Source organism: Microbacterium sp. 05T445, from assembly GCF_056395865.1.
Genome location: NZ_JBFTKJ010000002.1, coordinates 1,489,336 through 1,507,531 on the forward strand (window position 1 = coordinate 1,489,336; position 18,196 = coordinate 1,507,531).

16 protein-coding genes are annotated in these 18,196 nt (G+C 69.9%); 11 read left to right on the top strand and 5 right to left on the bottom strand.

The window, feature by feature from the left end; all coding sequences use genetic code 11:
* The first annotated feature begins 189 nt into the window (after positions 1 to 189).
* Both AC1DDU_RS16565 and AC1DDU_RS16570 read left to right on the top strand, forming a co-directional pair.
* Positions 190 to 1,530, top strand: coding sequence for an RNA polymerase sigma factor (locus AC1DDU_RS16565; protein ID WP_477435992.1), 1,341 nt, complete (start codon positions 190 to 192; stop codon positions 1,528 to 1,530).
* A complete protein-coding gene (locus AC1DDU_RS16570; RefSeq protein ID WP_477435994.1) occupies positions 1,527 to 2,222 on the top strand; it encodes a coenzyme F420-0:L-glutamate ligase in 696 nt (231 codons plus the stop codon). Before AC1DDU_RS16565 ends, AC1DDU_RS16570 begins: the two co-directional genes overlap by 4 nt.
* A 61-nt stretch (positions 2,223 to 2,283) precedes the next feature.
* Here AC1DDU_RS16570 and AC1DDU_RS16575 read toward each other — a convergent pair whose 3' ends face one another.
* Positions 2,284 to 3,306, bottom strand: a complete 1,023-nt coding sequence (locus AC1DDU_RS16575; protein ID WP_477435996.1) for a sugar-transfer associated ATP-grasp domain-containing protein — start codon at positions 3,304 to 3,306, stop codon at positions 2,284 to 2,286.
* Positions 3,307 to 3,350: 44 nt separating this feature from the next.
* On the opposite strand from AC1DDU_RS16575, the gene AC1DDU_RS16580 reads away from it, so the two are divergent.
* Complete coding sequence (locus AC1DDU_RS16580) at positions 3,351 to 4,037, top strand: alanine racemase C-terminal domain-containing protein (RefSeq protein WP_477435998.1); 687 nt, start codon at positions 3,351 to 3,353, stop codon at positions 4,035 to 4,037.
* Positions 4,034 to 5,083: an alanine racemase gene (locus AC1DDU_RS16585; RefSeq protein ID WP_477436000.1), complete on the top strand. Its 1,050-nt coding sequence runs from the start codon at positions 4,034 to 4,036 to the stop codon at positions 5,081 to 5,083. Before AC1DDU_RS16580 ends, AC1DDU_RS16585 begins: the two co-directional genes overlap by 4 nt.
* Positions 5,084 to 5,113: 30 nt before the next feature.
* On the opposite strand, the gene AC1DDU_RS16590 is transcribed toward AC1DDU_RS16585, so the two are convergent.
* Positions 5,114 to 5,338, bottom strand: a complete 225-nt coding sequence (locus AC1DDU_RS16590) for a DUF7455 domain-containing protein (protein ID WP_477436002.1) — start codon at positions 5,336 to 5,338, stop codon at positions 5,114 to 5,116.
* A 168-nt stretch (positions 5,339 to 5,506) separates the two neighbouring features.
* Between AC1DDU_RS16590 and AC1DDU_RS16595 the strand changes: the two genes are divergently transcribed.
* The gene (locus AC1DDU_RS16595) at positions 5,507 to 7,588 is read left to right on the top strand and encodes a DNA gyrase/topoisomerase IV subunit B (RefSeq protein WP_477436004.1); all 2,082 of its coding nucleotides are present in this window, start codon (positions 5,507 to 5,509) and stop codon (positions 7,586 to 7,588) included.
* 66 nt (positions 7,589 to 7,654) lie between these two features.
* On the opposite strand, the gene AC1DDU_RS16600 is transcribed toward AC1DDU_RS16595, so the two are convergent.
* The gene (locus AC1DDU_RS16600; protein ID WP_477436006.1) at positions 7,655 to 10,114 is read right to left on the bottom strand and encodes a DNA gyrase/topoisomerase IV subunit A; all 2,460 of its coding nucleotides are present in this window, start codon (positions 10,112 to 10,114) and stop codon (positions 7,655 to 7,657) included.
* A gap of 69 nt (positions 10,115 to 10,183) precedes the next feature.
* Here AC1DDU_RS16600 and AC1DDU_RS16605 point away from each other — a divergent pair, with 69 nt between their 5' ends.
* A complete protein-coding gene (locus AC1DDU_RS16605) occupies positions 10,184 to 11,299 on the top strand; it encodes an alkaline phosphatase family protein (RefSeq protein ID WP_477436008.1) in 1,116 nt (371 codons plus the stop codon).
* 6 nt (positions 11,300 to 11,305) lie between these two features.
* Here the strand turns inward: AC1DDU_RS16605 and sepH are convergent, their stop codons facing one another.
* Entirely contained in the window at positions 11,306 to 12,349 is a 1,044-nt protein-coding gene (gene sepH / locus AC1DDU_RS16610; RefSeq protein WP_477436010.1) for a septation protein SepH, read from the bottom strand.
* 211 nt (positions 12,350 to 12,560) lie between these two features.
* Here sepH and AC1DDU_RS16615 point away from each other — a divergent pair, with 211 nt between their 5' ends.
* Positions 12,561 to 12,854, top strand: a complete 294-nt coding sequence (locus tag AC1DDU_RS16615; protein WP_477436012.1) for a DUF4193 domain-containing protein — start codon at positions 12,561 to 12,563, stop codon at positions 12,852 to 12,854.
* Here the strand turns inward: AC1DDU_RS16615 and AC1DDU_RS16620 are convergent.
* Entirely contained in the window at positions 12,829 to 13,332 is a 504-nt protein-coding gene (locus AC1DDU_RS16620; RefSeq protein WP_477436013.1) for a DUF3093 domain-containing protein, read from the bottom strand. The two genes, AC1DDU_RS16615 and AC1DDU_RS16620, sit on opposite strands and share 26 nt — an antisense overlap.
* A 12-nt stretch (positions 13,333 to 13,344) precedes the next feature.
* Here AC1DDU_RS16620 and dut point away from each other — a divergent pair, with 12 nt between their 5' ends.
* The 4 genes from dut to AC1DDU_RS16640 all read left to right on the top strand — a co-directional run bounded on the left by dut (position 13,345) and on the right by AC1DDU_RS16640 (position 18,168).
* A complete protein-coding gene (gene dut / locus AC1DDU_RS16625; RefSeq protein WP_477436015.1) occupies positions 13,345 to 13,797 on the top strand; it encodes a dUTP diphosphatase in 453 nt (150 codons plus the stop codon).
* Positions 13,794 to 14,393: a DUF3710 domain-containing protein gene (locus tag AC1DDU_RS16630; RefSeq protein WP_477436017.1), complete on the top strand. Its 600-nt coding sequence runs from the start codon at positions 13,794 to 13,796 to the stop codon at positions 14,391 to 14,393. The genes dut and AC1DDU_RS16630 overlap by 4 nt, the downstream gene beginning before the upstream one ends.
* Entirely contained in the window at positions 14,390 to 15,199 is an 810-nt protein-coding gene (locus tag AC1DDU_RS16635) for a DUF3159 domain-containing protein (protein ID WP_477436018.1), read from the top strand. Before AC1DDU_RS16630 ends, AC1DDU_RS16635 begins: the two co-directional genes overlap by 4 nt.
* Before the next feature lie 134 nt (positions 15,200 to 15,333).
* Positions 15,334 to 18,168, top strand: coding sequence for an aconitate hydratase (locus AC1DDU_RS16640; protein WP_477436020.1), 2,835 nt, complete (start codon positions 15,334 to 15,336; stop codon positions 18,166 to 18,168).
* Positions 18,169 to 18,196 lie beyond the last annotated feature (28 nt).

Sequence of the window (18,196 nt, forward strand, 5' to 3'; positions counted from 1 at the left end):
TGATGGAGGTGCGTCGATCTCCGCGGGGCGATGCTGGCGGCGCACGGCAAGTATGAGATACTAGACGCTCTGACCCGTTGTCAACCGTTTTCGGCGGCCTCCGCCGAAGACGTGGACTTGACAAGGGTCTTACTAGTGTCCGAAACCGACCGGAACGCGTTCAGCGCGTCGACCGGTGAAAGGCGAAACGTGACTCCAGGCACGAACACGAAGGCTCGCTCGGCCGCGAAGGACACCGAGACGGACGAGACCAAGGCTCCCGCGAAGAAGGCTCCCGCGGCCAAGGGCACGCGCGCGAAGGCCGCGCCCAAGACGGCTTCCAAGCGCGCGAAGAAGTCGGACGCCGACTTCGAGGACGACGTCGAGGAGCTCGACGACGACGTCGAACTCGACGGCGACGACCTCGACGAGGACGCCGACGAAACGAGCGAGGGCTCGGCGACCGCGAAGAAGGGCGACAAGCCCGCGACCGACGAGGCCGCCGCGGCCGACGACGACGAGGACGAGGAGGAGAGCACCAAGCCGGCGTTCACCGAGCCGCTCCCGACCGGCGCGATCGTCATCTCGTCCAGCGACGAGGACGACGTCCCCGTCTACTCGACCCAGATCACCGGCGCCACCGCCGACCCGGTCAAGGACTACCTCAAGCAGATCGGCAAGGTGCCGCTCCTGAACGCGGCCGAAGAGGTCGAGCTCGCGATGCGCATCGAGGCGGGCCTGTTCGCCGAAGAGAAGCTGTCGCACATGTCGGCGGCCGAGAAGACCTCGCAGCTCGGACTCGACCTGCAGTGGGTCGCTCGCGACGGCCAGCGCGCGAAGAGCCACCTGCTCGGCGCCAACCTGCGTCTCGTGGTCTCGCTCGCCAAGCGCTACACCGGCCGCGGCATGCAGTTCCTGGATCTGATCCAGGAGGGCAACCTCGGTCTCATCCGCGCGGTCGAGAAGTTCGACTACACCAAGGGCTTCAAGTTCTCGACGTACGCGACGTGGTGGATCCGTCAGGTGATCACCCGCGCCATGGCCGACCAGGCGCGCACCATCCGCATCCCGGTGCACATGGTCGAGGTCATCAACAAGCTCGCGCGCGTCCAGCGTCAGATGCTGCAGGATCTCGGTCGCGAACCCACGCCCGAGGAGCTCAGCCGCGAGCTCGACATGACCCCCGAGAAGGTCATCGAGGTGCAGAAGTACGGCCGTGAGCCGATCTCGCTGCACACGCCCCTCGGTGAGGACGGCGACAGCGAGTTCGGTGACCTCATCGAGGACACCGAGGCCGTGGTCCCCGCCGACGCGGTGGGCTTCACGATGCTGCAGCGTCAGCTGGAGTCGCTCCTCGATTCGCTCTCGGAGCGCGAGGCCGGCGTCATCCGCATGCGCTTCGGCCTCGGCGACGGCCAGCCGAAGACGCTCGACCAGATCGGCGACACGTTCGGGGTCACCCGCGAGCGCATCCGCCAGATCGAGTCGAAGACGATGGCGAAGCTGCGGCACCCGTCCCGCTCGCAGTCCCTCCGGGACTACCTCGAGTGAGCGAGGCGAACGCCGGCAAGGCGCTCACCGTCCAGGTCGAAGGCTCGTCGTTCGCGCGCATCCCGATCCGTACGCGGGTCGTGATGCCCGGCGACGACCTCGACGAGTTCGTCCGCGAGTACGCGGCTGACGTGGTGCGCGAGGGCGACCTGCTGTTCGTGACCGAGAAGATCGTCGCGATCACGCAGGGACGCTCGTACCTGGTGGAAGACATCAAGCCCCGCAAGCTCGCGTTCTTCCTCTCGAAGTACGTCACCCGCACGCCGTACGGCATCGGCCTGGGCATGCCCGAGACGATGGAGATGGCGCTGCGCGAGTGCGGCACGATCCGCATCCTGTTCGCCGCGGCGGTCTCGGCGGTCACGAAGCTGTTCGGCCGCAAGGGCGACTTCTATCGCATCGCCGGCGACAAGGCGCGTGCGATCGACGGCCCCACCTCCGGCACGATCCCGCCGTACAACAAGGCGGTCGTGCTCGGACCGGAGCGCTCGCGCGAGGTCGCGATGCACCTCAAGGCGCTGCTGGGCGGCGTCCCGGACGTCGCGGTGGTCGACATCAACGACCTCGGCGGCAACATCCTCGGCTCGACGCTCGACAAGGCCGGCGAGAAGCAGCTGGTCGCGATCCTCAAGGACAACCCGCTCGGGCAGGGGCATCAGTCCACGCCGCTCGGAGTCGTCCGCTCGGTCTGACCGCGCACGCGAAAGGGCGCGGCATCCATCCGGATGCCGCGCCCTTCACGTTCCGCGGAGGTCAGAACCCGATGGCCTCGCGGTAGCGCGGCTTGTGGCCGGTGCGGATGCCGGTGACGCTGGGCTTGTTCTCGTACACGCCGGCGCCCCAGTTGCCCTCGACGAGCACCGGACCGTCGGGGGTCACCACGATGTCCCAGCCGACGTACTGGATCTGCGGGACGACGCGCGCGACCTGGTCGACGAACTCCTTGACCTGCTCCACCATCGGCAGCTGGAAGTCGGCGATCACGAAGCCGCTGTCGGGGTGCTTCTCGTGCACGTGGCTGTGCGAGTCGTAGCCGGGACCGACGGCATGACCGTTCTCGTCGAGCATCGTGTAGAAGCCGCCGAAGGTCATCTGGTCGCTCACGGCGCCGCGGCCGAACTTCTGGGCCATCGCGAGGATGTGGGTCTTCTCCCCGTCGAAGAACGCGGTCACCCGCGTGGTGTTCACCGTGCCCGGGCATACCGCCGCGAGGTCGTCGTGCTGGCGGATGACCTCCTCGATGAGGATCTCGCCGCGCGCGAGCAGCCCGCGGTGGAAGTCGTCCCAGTCGGTGACGTCGGCGGCGTGGTAGCGATGCACGCCGGTGCCGGCCTGACCGACGGGCTCCTTGGTGACGATCGTGCCCTGCCGTTCGGTGAACGCGCGCACCTCGTCGGCGTTGCCCTCCTCGACGACCATCCACTCGCGACGGAGGAACTCGCTGAAGACGCGATCGAACTCGACCTTGTCCTGGAACTGGCCGCGGTAGTCGGGGTGGTCGTACTTCTGCGACAGCTCATTGGACACCGGGTGCGTCATGTACGTCGCCCGCTCGGCGCGGTTCAGGATCGCGAAGTCGTAGTCGACGTAGTCCTGGAAGCCGACCTGCTTGAACCCGGCTGACCACAGCATGTCGACCAGCACTGCGGGCGTCCACTTGCCGTGCGCACGCGCGGTCTCCTTCGCGCGCTCCAGCACGGACCCGAGGTCGATGCGGCGGATGCGCCAGGCGAGGTAGCGAAGGCGGTTCGAGAGGGCGAGGCCCTGAGAAGACATGCGTGCTCCGGGTTCGGTTCGGGGGACCCCGATAGTCTAGAGGCGTGACTTCCTCGATCCCTGGGCACGCCCCGTCCGCGCCGGGATCGGAACCTCGCAGCGCCCCCGTCGCGCACATCTCCCGGGGCGCGCTGGCCGCGAACGCACGCCGCGCGTGGGAGAGCGGCATCCGTTCCTTCTCGCCGTCGATCCTCGAAGCGGATGCCTGGGGCCACGGTGCAGGCCTCGTCCTCGAGGTGCTGGAAGCCCAGGGATTCTCCCGTGACGCCGGTGCTCGGACGCCCAGGCTCTCGCCTGCCGCGCTGTACGGCCTGCCGGATGCCGACGGCACGGCCACGCCGGTGCTGCGGCTGACGGGCACCGTCCTCTCGATCAAGGACCTCCGGGCCGGCGAGGGCGTCTCGTACGGCTACGCGTTCCGCGCCCCCGCCGACACCCGCATCGCCCTGGTGACCGGCGGGTACGCGCAGGGCGTGGTCCGGCAGCTCGGCGGCGCCGTCGACGTCGTGATCGCGGGGGAGCGGCATCCGATCGTCGGGCGGGTCGCGATGGACGTGTGCGTGGTGGAGATCTGGGATGCCGCGGTGAGCCGCGGCGACGAGGTGCTGTTCCTCGGCGACCCTGCGCAGCGGGAGCCGTCGCTCGCGGACTGGTCGAGGGCGACGCGGCTGCGCGACGGTGAGCTGATCGCGACAGTCGGCCTGCGCGCGATCCGCGAGGTCGCCCCGTGACCGCGCGCCTGCACGTCGATCTCGACGCCCTGGCGCGCAACATCGCGACGGTCCGCGCGACGGTCGCCCCCGCCGCGCTCATGCTGGTGGTCAAGGACGACGCGTACGCACACGGCCTCGAGCCCGTCGTGCGGGCGGCGGCCGCCGCCGGTGTCGAGTGGTTCGGCGCGTTCGACGTGCGCACCGGCAGCGCCGTGCGCGCCGCGGTGGGGGAGGACGCACGGATCTTCGCCTGGATCGCCGCCTCGCGGGCCGACCTCGACGACGCCATCGCCGCACGCATCGACCTCGGCATCGGCGACGCCGACCTCTTGGAAGATCTCGCGGACGCCGCGCGCGATGCCTCGGCGACGGTACGGGTGCACCTGAAGATCGACACCGGCCTGCACCGCAACGGCGTGCGGCCAGAGCGCTGGCACGCCTTCGTGACGCGCGCTGCGGTACTCCAGCGGGAGGGCCTGATCGACGTGGTCGGCGTCTGGAGCCACATCGCGGAGGCGTCGGATGCCGAGGACGACGACGCCCGCGCCGTCTACGAGTGGGCGCTCGAGGAGGCCGCGGCGGCCGGTCTTCACTCGCCCACGCGTCACCTCGCCGCCAGCGCCGCGTCCTTCGCGCGGCCCGAGTTCCGCTACGACATGGTCCGCGTCGGCGCGTTCTGCTACGGCATCCGTTCCGCGGGCGGTCCGTCTGCCGACGAGCTCGGGCTGGTCCCGATCGGACGGCTCGATGCGGAGGTCCTCGCCGTCGACGGCGACGTCGTCCGCATCGGCCTCGGAGCGCTCGACGGCCTGCCGTCGTCGCTGGGGGAACGCGCCACGGTGGGCACGCCGGCGGGCGCGCGTGCGCTGCTGGCGGTACGGGATGCCGATTCGCTCGTCGCGGCGTGGCCGGGCGCGTCGGCGGGAGACGTCGTGACCGTCTACGGACCGGGCATGCAGGGCGAAGGCAGTGCGACCGACCTCGCGGAACTCATCGGCACGATCGGCGAGGAGATCGCGCTGCGCGTCTCACCCCTGGTGCGCCGCGAGCACTCCTCGCGCTGAACGGCGGGGTGGCGCCCTTGGGGCGCGGCCTCAGGCGGACTCGGAGAGCCGGGCCGTCTCGTCGTGCCACGACGTCGCGATCGCGCGCAGCTTCTCTTCGTACTTGCGTCCGTGGTGGGCGCAGAACAGCAGCTCGCTGCCATTGACCTCGGCCGCGATGTAGGCCTGAGCACCGCACGAGTCGCAGCGATCCGTCGCCGTGAGGCGGTACTCGAGGACGGCGGCATTCTCGGTGGGTGTCGAAAGCGTGGTCATCTCGGTGCCTCCTCGTATGCGTAGAACTCCGTAGCGGTCATGAAATACAACCACGCCGATGTTTCGAGAATGCCGCGAACGGGTCACATTTCGCTCAGCGCGTACCCGGCGTCGGCGCGGAGCGTGTCTGCGCCGGGGCACCGGGTGCCCCGATTACGATGGGAGATTGTGACCGCCGAGTACTCCGCCCATCATCTCCAGGTGCTCGAAGGGCTCGAGGCGGTCCGCAAGCGCCCCGGCATGTACATCGGCTCGACCGACTCGCGCGGCCTCATGCACTGCCTCTGGGAGATCATCGACAACTCCGTCGACGAGGCGCTGGCGGGCCACGGCTCGCGCATCGACATCGTGCTCCACGCCGACGGCAGCGTCGAGGTGCGGGACCGCGCCCGAGGCATCCCCGTCGACATCGAGCCCCGCACGGGTCTGTCCGGTGTCGAGGTCGTCTTCACCAAGCTCCACGCCGGCGGCAAGTTCGGCGGCGGCTCGTACGCGGCATCCGGCGGTCTCCACGGCGTCGGCGCGTCGGTCGTCAACGCGCTCTCGGAGCGGCTCGACGTCGAGGTCGACCGCGGCGGCAAGACGTGGGCGATGTCGTTCCACCGCGGCGAGCCCGGTGTGTTCTCCAACGGCAGCCCCGACTCCGCGTTCACCCCGTTCGAGGACCGCAGCGAGCTGCGCGTCGCCGGTCGCGCCGCCAAGGGCGTCACCGGCACCCGCATCCGCTACTGGGCGGACCGGCAGATCTTCACCAAGGACGCGGCGTTCAACCTGCAGGAGCTCGAGCAGCGCGCCCGGCAGACCGCGTTCCTCGTCCCCGGCCTCGAGATCGTCATCCGCGACGAGCGGCCGGGTTCCGAGACCGGCGAGCCGGTGGAGACCAGCTACCGCTTCGACGGCGGCATCTCCGAGTTCGCGGACTTCCTCGCCCCCGACGCGGCCATCACCGACACCTGGCGGCTCACCGGTGCCGGCACGTTCACCGAGACGGTCCCCGTGCTCCAGGCGTCGGGCGCGATGGTGCCGACCGAGGTCGAGCGCGAATGCCAGGTCGACATCGCGGTGCGATGGGGCACCGGCTACGAGACGTCCTCCCGTTCGTTCGTCAACATCATCGCGACCCCCAAGGGCGGCACACATCAGCAAGGGTTCGAGCAGGGCCTCATGAAGGTTCTGCGCGATCAGGTCACGCAGAACGCGCGGCGGCTCAAGGTCGGCACCGACAAGCTCGAGAAGGACGACATCCTGGCCGGCCTCACCGCCGTGCTCACCGTGCGTCTGCCCGAGCCGCAGTTCGAGGGCCAGACGAAGGAGGTGCTCGGCACCCCGGCGGTCCGCCAGATCGTGTCGAACGTCCTCACGCGCGAGCTCACCGCCCGCTTCACGTCGACCAAGCGCGACGACAAGGCGCAGACGTCGCTGCTGCTGGACAAGGTCGTCTCCGAGATGAAGGCGCGCATCTCGGCGCGCACGCACAAAGAGACGCAGCGCCGCAAGAACGCGCTGGAGTCCTCGTCTCTGCCCGCGAAGCTGGCCGACTGCCGCTCGAACGACGTCGCCGAATCCGAGCTGTTCATCGTCGAGGGCGATTCGGCCCTCGGCACCGCGAAGCTTGCGCGCAACAGCGAGTTCCAGGCGCTGCTGCCGATCCGCGGCAAGATCCTCAACGTGCAGAAGGCGTCGATCAGCGACATGCTGTCCAACGCCGAGTGCGCCGCGATCATCCAGGTGATCGGCGCCGGCTCCGGCCGCTCGTTCGACCTCGATGCCGCGCGCTACGGCAAGATCATCCTGATGAGCGACGCCGACGTCGACGGCGCCCACATCCGCACGCTGCTGCTGACGCTGTTCTTCCGCTACATGCGACCCCTCATCGACGAGGGCCGGGTGTACGCGGCCGTGCCGCCGTTGCACCGCGTGCTGGTCATGAACCCCGGCTCCAAGCCGAACGAGACGATCTACACGTACTCCGAGAACGAGCTGCACACGCTGCTCACGAAGCTCACCAAGGCCGGCAAGCGCTGGCAGGAGCCCGTGCAGCGCTACAAGGGTCTCGGCGAGATGGATGCCGACCAGCTCGCGACGACGACGATGGACCGCGCCGGTCGCACCCTGCGCCGCGTGCGGATGCAGGATGCCGAGGCCGCGGCATCCGTCTTCGAACTGCTCATGGGCAACGACGTGGCGCCGCGAAAGGAGTTCATCATCGACTCCAGCGACCGCCTGCTGCGCGACCGCATCGACGCCTGAGCCTTCACCGCACGCGAGAGGGCCGTCGTCCGTGGACGACGGCCCTCTCGCGTGGAACGAACGGACTCAGCGGATGCCGGTGCCCACCGCGCCGATGACGCCGTCGATCGGGGTGCCCGAGGCATCGCGCTTGGCGCCGGACTCGGGCAGCGTGCGCGTCGCCCCGTCGGACCCGATCGCGCGGGGGTCGGTTCCGACCCATGCGATCGTGAGCGCGTCCTCGCCCTTCAGGAACCGCTGGGCGCGCACGCCGCCGGTGGCGCGGCCCTTGGCGGGGAACTCGCTGAACAGCGACACCTTGGCGCTGCCGGCGTCGGTTCCGGCCAGCGCGCTCGTGGATCCCGCGATCGTCACCACGACAGCGTCGAACTCCGACGGGCCGACCACGTCGAACGCGATCACCTGAGCGCCGTCGGTGAGGCGGATGCCGGCCATGCCGCCCGCCGAGCGTCCCTGCGGGCGCACCGACGACGCGTCGAAGCGCAGCAGCTGGGCGTCGCTCGCCACGAACACGAGCTCGGCGCCGTCCGAGGCCGGCGCCGCGCCCACGACGCGGTCGCCGTCCTTCAGGGCGATGACCTCGATGTCGTGCTTCGTGCCGATCTCATTCGCCGCGACGCGCTTGACCACGCCGTGGGCGGTGCCGATCGCGATCGGGGGAGTCTCGGCGAGGGGCACGATCGCGACGACGTGCTCGCCGCCGCTCAGGCCGAGGTACTGATCGGCGCGCGTGCCCGCGGCCAGCTGCACCGAGTTGCCGGGCACCGAGGGCAGGTCGACCGGAGTGAACCGGACGAGGCGCCCGAGGTTCGTCACGGCCCCGAGGTCGCCACGGGTCGACCCGTCGACGACCGACCGGATGGCGTCGTGCTTGGACCGGCGGGCGGGCGCCACGATGCCGCCGCCGGGAGCGTCGGGGGAGAGTTCGGCCCGGACCATGCGTCCTGTCGCGGACAGGAAGACGCGGCATGGCGCGTCGGCGATCTGCAGGTCGGCGGCCACCGCGGCGGCGCGGGAGCGCGGCTGCACCGGGCCGCCGTTGAGGAGGACGGTGCGCCGGGGCGTGCCGAACGTCTCGGCGGCGGCATCCAGTTCCTTGGCGACCTGCGCGCGCAGCAGCACGTCGCTGCCGAGCAGCTCCTCGAGCTGGGCGATCTCGATCTTGAGGTTGTCGCGCTCGGTCTCCAGCTCGATGCGCGAGAACTTGGTGAGGCGGCGCAGGCGCAGCTCGAGGATGTACTCGGCCTGGACCTGCGACAGGTCGAACACGTCCATGAGGCGCCCGCGCGCCTGCTCGCCGTCATCGGAGGTGCGGATGACCTGGATGACCTCGTCGATGTCGAGGATGGCGATGAGGAGGCCCTCGACGAGGTGCAGTCGCTCTTTGCGCCGCTCGAGGCGGTAACGGCTGCGACGCGTGACCACGCTGATGCGGTGGTCGAGGTACACGCGGAGCAGCTCACGCAGCCCGAGGGTCTGCGGCTGGCCCTCGACCAAGGCGACGTTGTTGATGCTGAACGAATCCTCGAGCGGCGTGAGCCGGTAGAGGTGGTCGAGCACTGCCTGCGGGTCGAAGCCCGTCTTGATCCCGATGACCAGGCGCAGACCGTGGTGCCGGTCGGTGAGGTCGTTGACGTCCGAGATGCCCTGCAGCTTCTTCGCGTTGACGGCGTCCTTGATCTTCTCGATCACGCGCTCGGGGCCGACCAGGTACGGCAGCTCGGTGACGATCAGGCCGGTTCGGCGCGGGCCGAGCGATTCGATGGAGACCTTGGCGCGGGTGCGGAAGCTGCCGCGCCCGTTGGTGTACGCGTCCTTGATCCCGTCGAGGCCGACGATGATGCCGCCGCCGGGGAGGTCCGGACCGGGCACGAACTCCATGAGCTCTTCGACGGTCGCCTCAGGGTTGTCGAGCAGATGCGTGGCGGCGCCGACGACCTCGATGAGGTTGTGCGGCGCCATGTTCGTCGCCATGCCCACCGCGATGCCGGTCGTGCCGTTGACGAGCAGGTTGGGGAAGGCCGCCGGCAGCACCTCGGGCTGCTGGAACTGTCCGTCGTAGTTCGGGATGAAGTCGACGACGTCCTCGTCGAGGTTCTCCGTGAGCGCGAGCGCGGGAGGCGCGAGGCGCGCCTCGGTGTAGCGGGGGGCGGCGGGGCCGTCGTCGAGGGAGCCGAAGTTGCCGTGACCGTCCACCAGCGGCACCCGCAGCGAGAACGGCTGTGCGAGGCGTACGAGGGCGTCGTAGATCGGGGCGTCGCCGTGCGGGTGGAGCTTTCCCATCACCTCGCCCACGACGCGGGCGCTCTTCACGTGCCCGCGGTCGGGCCGCAGGCCCATGTCGGCCATCTGGAACAGGATGCGGCGCTGCACCGGCTTCAGGCCGTCGCGCGCATCCGGGAGCGCGCGCGAGTAGATCACCGAATACGCGTACTCGAGGAACGACGTCTGCATCTCGGATGAGACGTCGACGTCCTCGATGCGTCCGTGGTCGGCGGGTGAGGAGTCGGTGCGGGATGCAGGCATGTGACGTGAAAGCCTCGGGTGACGGCGGGAGCGGCGGGGGCGCGGCCGCTGTGTGCGAGACTGGCCCCGATGACCCTCAGCCTACCCGCGGACCCGGTGCGTGCCCGGAGCCTCACCCGTGTCGTGTCCGAGATGTCGGCGGCACTGGACGGCGGATCGGAGTGGTTCGCCCCGGCGCGCAGCGCCGTCGTGTGGGTGCTCGACGGGCTGGGCGTGTACAACCTCGCCGCCCGCGCCGGGCACGCCCGCTTCCTGAGCGAGGCGCGGACCAAGAAGGATGCCGCGCGCACCGTGTTCCCGTCGACGACGGCGGCCGCCCTGACGAGCCTGCTGACCGGCGCGCTGCCCGGCGAACACGGCATCGTCGGGTACCGCGCACGCGTGCCGGGCACCGACGACGTCATCAATCAGCTCCGAGGCTGGGACACCGACGGGCTGCCGCTGTCGTTCCAGCGCGCGACGCCGCTGTCGGCCTCGCTCGGACGCCCGTTCTTCGCCGTCTCCCGCAACGAGTACGCCGGCACCGGCTTCACCGCCGCCACCCTGGGCGACGCGGAGTTCCACGGTGCCGACGACTTGGACGAGCGCGTCGAGGTCGCCGCCGACCTCGCGGCGCGGCATCCGGGTTCCCTCGTCTACCTCTACGCCCCGGATCTGGACGGCATCGGCCACAAGCGAGGCTGGGAGTCGGACGAGTGGGTCGCCGCGCTGGAGCGGGTGGATGCCGCCGCCCGCCGACTCGCGTCAGCGCTGGACCGCGGCACCGGCGTGCTCGTGACATCCGACCACGGCATGATCGACGTAGCGCGACACCGCCACATCCTGCTGGAGGACGGGGAGCCGCTGCTGGACGGCGTGCGGCTCATCGGGGGAGAGCCGCGGATGCTGCACCTCTACGCCGAACCCGGCCAGGCGGGCGACGTGCTCGCGCGGTGGCGCGAGGCCGAGGCATCCCGTTCCTGGGTGCTCTCGCGGGACGAGCTGATCTCCTCCGGCCTGATGGGCCCCGTGGCCGCGGACGTCGCGGACCGGATCGGCGACGTCATCGTGGCCGCGCGAGCGGGCATCGCGTACTACGACGACCGGCTCAGCGACAAGGCGCCGCAGAAGATGATCGGCCAGCACGGCTCGCTCACCGATGAGGAGCGCGTCGTGCCGCTCATCCGGCTCGGCGCGTTCGCCTGAGCCGGATCAGTCGTCCGAGCGGGCGCCGAAGACGATCTCGTCCCAGGACGGCATCGAGGTGCGTCCCTTGCGGCGCCCCGCTTCGGCCACGGCAGCGGGCGACGGCGCCTGGTACTCGGGAGCCGGGAGCTCCTCGTCCGCGGGCGTCTCGTCGTAGCCGGGCTCCAGCGCGTCGAACAGCGCGACCGGCGCCGACGAGCGCGACGGGGCGGCGACCTCTTCCGCGCCCGGCAGCGGCTCGCGCTGACCGCGCCGCCGACGCAGCGCCTCGAGCAGGTCGGCCGTCTCGGCCGAGGTCGCCACCGGCGGCTCACTGGCGCGCTTGATGGCTGCCTCCTGCACCGCGGGCGCCGCCGGCGACGGAAGGTCGGGCTGCTCGAGATCGGCATCGGGAAGGCGGCGCGGTCCGAACGCGCCGCTGTCGAAGCGGGAGTCGTCCTTGGACGGCACGCTGTCGAGCGCCCTGAGACGGGGGATGAGGCCCTCGGGAAGGGAACCCTGGCGTGAGAGCTGGATCGCGTCGGCGTTCAAGGGCGCCAGCGTGCTGCGGCGCGGATCGAAACCCCACCGGGCGTCGTGGCCGATGTCGTTCGAGGTGAACTCGAGCTTGACGATCCAGCCCGTCGGCTCCTTCCAGCTGGTCCAGCGTTCGCCCATGGCACCGGCCTCGGCCAGCTTGGTCCGCACCGCCGAGCCGAACGTGCTCTGGCCGTCGCTCTCGAAGTCGCCTCCGAGCAGCACCGGCACCGCCAGCGCCTGGCCGACGATGTGCTCGCGCTCGGCGAGCACCGGTCCCTCGAAGCGAACGATGTCCTCGACGCGGGCACCCAGCAGTTCGGCGACCTCCCGTGCGGACAGACCCGAGCGGATGTGGGACTGGATCTCGCGGGGACTGGGACGGGAGGTGTGCGTGTCGCCCTCGCGGTCGCGCCGCGCCTTGCGCAGCTCGATCCGCAGCACGTCGTCGACGTCCAGCGCGAATCTCTCGCCGGACTCGGTCGCCAGGATGAGCTTGTCGTCCTCGGTTCCGATGACCTTGAGCTGTTCCATGCGAACGCCCCTCCGATCCTGCGTGTTCGCCCATGGTGTCACAGGGCACCGCGAGCGCCGGGAATATCCCGCGCGTGCCGCGAGTTTCACGCGAACGCAAGGACCGGACGCCGCCGGATCGCATTTGCGAAAAGGCGAATGGTCGTGCAAACTATCGCCGCCCGCAAGGGCGAGCGCAACCCGCGATACCCGGAAGTTGAGATCTTCACGCATGGCCACCGATTACGACGCCCCCCGCAAGACCGAGGATGACAGCGAGTCCATCGAAGCGCTCAAGGAGCGTGTCCCGGACAAGCTGTCGGGGTCGGTCGATGTGGAGGACGCCGACAACCCGTCGGGCTTCGAGCTGCCCGGAGCCGACCTTTCGGACCTCGAGCTCGACGTCGTCGTTCTCCCGCCTCAGGAGGATGAGTTCACCTGTATGAACTGCTTCCTCGTGAAGCACCGTTCGCAGCTCGACCACGAGACTGCGGCCGGGCCTATCTGCTCGGAGTGCTCGGCGTGAGCTGAGCCCGCCGCACAGCGGCGGACAGACGATCCGGCGTTCGCGAGGAGATGACCCACGCGCTCGTCGGATCGTCCACGTCTGTGACCGGGATCACGACGACTCCGTCGATCCCGCCCCGGATGAGGTGCCACGAGCGCGCGTCGAGACCGGCTCCCCGCGCGTGGCGCGCGTCCTCTCCGACATGCACCTCGGGATCGCCGAGGAACTCGACGCCGATGTGGGCACGACCTGCGCGCAGCTCGCCGTCGCGCACCTCGACCACGGGGGCCGCGGCGATCAGCAATGCGATCAGCGCCACTCCGACGCAGGCGCCCACCACGAGGGCGAGCGTGGTGTCGATCGGGGTGAAGACGAGGGCCGCCATCGGCGCCGCGAGGGCCGCCGCGACCAGGATCCACAGCGACGGGCCGAGGCGTTCGCGGTAGTCGCTGCGAGTGCGTGTGGCGGACCCGGCATTGCGCATGGAGTTCTGCATTACCCTCGTTGGGTGACTGAAACGGTGGACGTCCCCATTATCGCCCCCGACGTCCCGGTGTACGCGCACCCGGGCGACGCCGGAGCCGACCTCGTCGCCGCGGAGGCGGTACGCCTCGGCCCTGGGGACCGTGCGCTCGTCGGCACCGGTGTCCGCATCGCTCTTCCGGACGGCTACGTCGCCTTCGTGGTTCCCCGCAGCGGCCTGGCCGCCAAGCACGGCATCACGATCGTCAACGCTCCCGGCACGATCGACGCCGGCTACCGCGGCGAGATCAAGGTGATCCTGCTCAACACCGACCGCGAGCACGCGCACGAGATCGCGGTGGGCGATCGCATCGCCCAGCTCATCGTGATGCCCGTGCCACGCGCGACATTCATCCCCGTGGAGACCCTCCCCGACAGCGTGCGCGGCGAGGGCGGCTTCGGCTCCACGGGCTACCAGAAGGACGGAGTCCTGGCATGACCGACCCCTCATCCGCCGACGTTCCGCGCAAGGCCGCGCCCGACGACAGGGCTGAGGTCGGCCCGTTCGACGAGTCCGAGGCGAACCCCGTGCGGCCCTACATCGACCTGGGCGGCATCAAGATCCTTCCCCGCGAGGGACTGAACCTGCGTCTCGAGGTCGAGGAGCAGACCAAGCGCATCGTCGCGGTGGGGCTGGACTACGCCGACTCGACCCTGCAGGTGCAGCCGTTCGCGGCGCCGCGAACGGCCGGGCTGTGGGACGAGACGCGCGAGCAGATCCGCCAGCAGATCCGCCAGCAGGGCGGGCGCGTCGAGGAGCGCGAGGGACCGCTCGGCCCGGAGCTCCTCGCCGAGGTGCCCGTCATCGCCGGGCCCGACGGCACGGCCGGCAAGCGGCTGGCGCGCTTCGTGGGCGTCGACGGTCCGCGGTGGTTCCTGCGTGGCGTCATCGGCGGCGCGGCGACAGCCGACGTCGAGGCCGCTGCCGCCGTGGAGGACCTGTTCCGCTCGATCGTCGTCGTGCGGGGAGGCTCGCCGATGCCGCCGCGCGACCTGATCCCGCTCCGCATGCCGGCCACGCCGGGCACCGCGTGAGCGAGACGGCCGTGCCCGACGAGGAGACAGCGCCGGGCGGCGCCGCCGAACCGGACGAGAACACCCCCGGCGCGGATGCCGCTGCCGGCGCGGACGCCGCGCCCCCGGCATCCGCTTCCGAGGTCCTCGGCGCGGCGCTCGGGAACGCGGCCCGCCGAGCCGGGCTGGACCCCGCCGAGGGCAAGACGACGGGGCACGTCGTGTGGTCCGCCATGGGCGGCTGGCGCGGCATCCTCGAGTCGGTCCTTCCCAGCCTCGCGTTCGTCGTGCTGTTCACCGTGACGAAGGACCTCGTCGTCTCGCTGGCGGTGTCGGTGGGACTCGCCGCGATCTTCACGCTCGTGCGGATCGTGCAGAAACAGCCCGTCAGCGCCGCGCTGGGCGGCCTCATCGCCACGGTCGCCGCCGCGGTCCTGGCGCTGCTGACCGGCCGCGCCGAGGACAACTTCGTCTGGGGCTTCTTCACGAACGGCCTGTACGGCACCGCCTTCCTGGTGTCGGCACTGGTCGGCTGGCCGCTGATCGGCCTGGCCGTCGGGTTCCTGATGCAGGAGGGCACCGCCTGGCGCGCCGACAAGCGCAAGCGCCGCGTGTTCTTCTGGCTGTCGATCGCGTGGGCCGGGCTGTTCGCCGCCCGGCTGATCGTGCAGCTGCCGCTGTACTTCTCGGGTGACGTGACCGCCCTCGGCACCCTGAAGCTCGTAATGGGGCTTCCGCTGTTCGCGCCCCTCGTCGCGGTGACATGGCTCGCGGTCCGCGCGCTGTACCCGCGCCGCGAGTCGCACGCGGATACCGCTGTCGAGTGATACATTTATCTCGACATCAAGATAGTTTTCCCCCGATCGGGTGAGGTCGCCCTCACTAGCCGAGCGCTCGCGGGCGGGGGAAGATGGGGATGCCGGACTCCGGCACGATCCCGCCGCCGACGAAGGAGACAGACGTGTCCACGGTTGACAGCTTCGGTGCGAAGAGCACCCTGACGGTCGGCAGCACCGACTACGAGATCTTCCGCGTCGACACGGTCGCGGGCTACGAGAAGCTCCCGTTCAGCCTCAAGGTGCTGCTCGAGAACCTGCTCCGCACCGAGGACGGCGCGAACGTCACGAAGGAGCAGATCCAGGCCCTCGGTTCGTGGAACCCGGCGGCCGAGCCCGACACCGAGATCCAGTTCACGCCCGCGCGCGTGGTCATGCAGGACTTCACCGGCGTGCCCTGCATCGTCGACCTCGCGACGATGCGCGAGGCGGTCACCGCGCTCGGCGGAGACCCCAACAAGATCAACCCGCTCTCGCCCGCCGAGATGGTCATCGACCACTCGGTCATCGCAGACCTGTTCGGCCGCGAGGACGCCCTCGAGCGCAACGTCGAGATCGAGTACGAGCGCAACGGCGAGCGTTACCAGTTCCTGCGCTGGGGCCAGACGGCGTTCAACGACTTCAAGGTCGTGCCCCCGGGCACCGGCATCGTGCACCAGGTCAACATCGAGCACCTGGCCAAGGTCATCTACGACCGCGAGGTCGGCGGCGTCCTGCGTGCCTACCCCGACACCTGCGTCGGCACCGACTCGCACACCACGATGGTCAACGGACTGGGCGTGCTGGGCTGGGGCGTGGGCGGCATCGAGGCCGAGGCGGCGATGCTCGGCCAGCCCGTGTCGATGCTGATCCCGCGCGTGGTCGGCTTCAAGCTCACCGGCGAGATCCCCGCCGCCGTGACCGCGACCGACGTCGTGCTCACGATCACCGACATGCTGCGCAAGCACGGCGTGGTCGGCAAGTTCGTGGAGTTCTACGGCGAGGGCGTCGCCTCGGTGCCGCTGGCCAACCGCGCCACGATCGGCAACATGAGCCCCGAGTTCGGCTCGACCGCGGCGATCTTCCCGATCGACGACGTGACGCTGGACTACCTGCGCCTGACCGGTCGCGACGAGGACGCCGTGGCGCTCGTCGAGGCGTACGCCAAGGAGCAGTCGCTCTGGCACGACGCTGCGAACGAGCCGAACTTCAGCGAGTACATGGAGCTCGACCTCTCGACGGTCGTCCCCTCGATCGCCGGCCCGAAGCGCCCGCAGGACCGCATCCTGCTGTCGGAGGCGAAGGCGCAGTTCGAGAAGGACATCGTCAACTACGCCACGGCGTCGACGACCGACGACATCGTCGACCTCGACAGCAAGCACTCGTTCCCGGCATCCGACCCGGGCAGCGTCCCCGGCGAGGAGACGCCCACCACGCGTCCGGTGCACATCAACAGCGGCGCCCCCGCGACGGCCTCCAAGCCGATCAAGGTCACCACGCCCGATGGCGAGGCCTACATCCTCGACAACGGCGCCGTGACCCTCGCCGCCATCACGTCGTGCACCAACACGTCCAACCCGTCGGTCATGATCGCCGCGGGCCTGCTCGCCAAGAAGGCGGTCGACAAGGGCCTCAAGCGCAAGCCGTGGGTCAAGACGACGCTCGGCCCCGGCTCGAAGGTCGTCACCGACTACTACGAGAAGTCGGGCCTGGACAAGGCGCTCGAGGGTCTCGACTTCTTCACCGTCGGCTACGGCTGCACGATCTGCATCGGCAACTCGGGTCCGCTCATCGAAGAGGTCTCCGCGGCGATCAACGAGAACGACCTCGCCGTCACCGCCGTGCTCTCGGGCAACCGCAACTTCGAGGGCCGCATCAGCCCCGACGTGAAGATGAACTACCTCGCCTCGCCGCCCCTGGTGGTCGCGTACGCACTGGCCGGGTCGATGAACTTCGACTTCGAGACCGACGCGCTCGGCAAGGACCTCGACGGCAACGACGTGTTCCTCAAGGACATCTGGCCCTCGCCGGAAGAGGTCCAGCAGATCATCGACACGTCGATCTCGCGCGAGCAGTTCATCAAGCAGTACGCCACCGTGTTCGACGGCGACGAGCGCTGGAAGAACCTGCCGACGCCCGAGGGCCCCGTCTTCGAGTGGGACGCCGACTCGACCTACGTGCGCAAGGCTCCCTACTTCGACGGAATGTCGATGGAGCTGACCCCGGTCGCCGACATCTCCGGCGCCCGCGTCATGGCGACCCTCGGCGACTCGGTCACCACCGACCACATCTCGCCCGCCGGCAACATCAAGGCCGGCACGCCCGCCGCTCAGTACCTCACCGAGCACGGCGTCGCGCAGAAGGACTTCAACTCCTACGGCTCGCGCCGTGGCAACCACGAGGTCATGATCCGCGGCACCTTCGCGAACATCCGCCTGAAGAACGAGCTGGTCGCCGCGGTCAACGACGGCCAGATCGTCGAGGGCGGCTTCACGCGCGACTTCACGCAGGAGGGCGGCCCGCAGTCGTACATCTACGACGCGAGCCAGAACTACCAGGCGCAGGGCACGCCGCTCGTCGTCTTCGGCGGCAAGGAGTACGGCTCGGGCTCGTCGCGCGACTGGGCGGCCAAGGGCACGAGCCTGCTGGGCGTGAAGGCCGTCATCACCGAGAGCTTCGAGCGCATCCACCGCTCGAACCTCATCGGCATGGGCGTCGTGCCGCTGCAGTTCCCCGCCGGCGAGAGCTGGAAGTCGCTGGGCCTGGACGGCACCGAGATCGTCTCGATCTCGGGCCTCGAGCAGCTCAACGAGGGCGTCACCCCGAAGACCGTCAAGGTCACCGCGGAGCCGAGCGAGTTCTCGCCCGAGGGGAAGCAGACCGTGACGTTCGACGCGGTCGTCCGCATCGACACGCCCGGTGAGGCCGACTACTACCGCAACGGCGGCATCCTGCAGTACGTGCTGCGTTCGCTGGTCTGACAGCTGATTCACGGGGGACCGGATGCCT

Bases quoted from the DNA above. Each gene is read 5' to 3' on its own strand.
- AC1DDU_RS16575 (WP_477435996.1), bottom strand. From the start codon at position 3,306: ATGTCTTCTCAGGGCCTCGCCCTCTCGAACCGCCTTCGCTACCTCGCC.
- AC1DDU_RS16590 (WP_477436002.1), bottom strand. From the start codon at position 5,338: ATGACCACGCTTTCGACACCCACCGAGAATGCCGCCGTCCTCGAGTAC.
- AC1DDU_RS16600 (WP_477436006.1), bottom strand. From the start codon at position 10,114: ATGCCTGCATCCCGCACCGACTCCTCACCCGCCGACCACGGACGCATC.
- AC1DDU_RS16605 (WP_477436008.1), top strand. From the start codon at position 10,184: ATGACCCTCAGCCTACCCGCGGACCCGGTGCGTGCCCGGAGCCTCACC.
- sepH (WP_477436010.1), bottom strand. From the start codon at position 12,349: ATGGAACAGCTCAAGGTCATCGGAACCGAGGACGACAAGCTCATCCTG.
- AC1DDU_RS16615 (WP_477436012.1), top strand. From the start codon at position 12,561: ATGGCCACCGATTACGACGCCCCCCGCAAGACCGAGGATGACAGCGAG.
- AC1DDU_RS16620 (WP_477436013.1), bottom strand. From the start codon at position 13,332: ATGCAGAACTCCATGCGCAATGCCGGGTCCGCCACACGCACTCGCAGC.
- AC1DDU_RS16630 (WP_477436017.1), top strand. From the start codon at position 13,794: ATGACCGACCCCTCATCCGCCGACGTTCCGCGCAAGGCCGCGCCCGAC.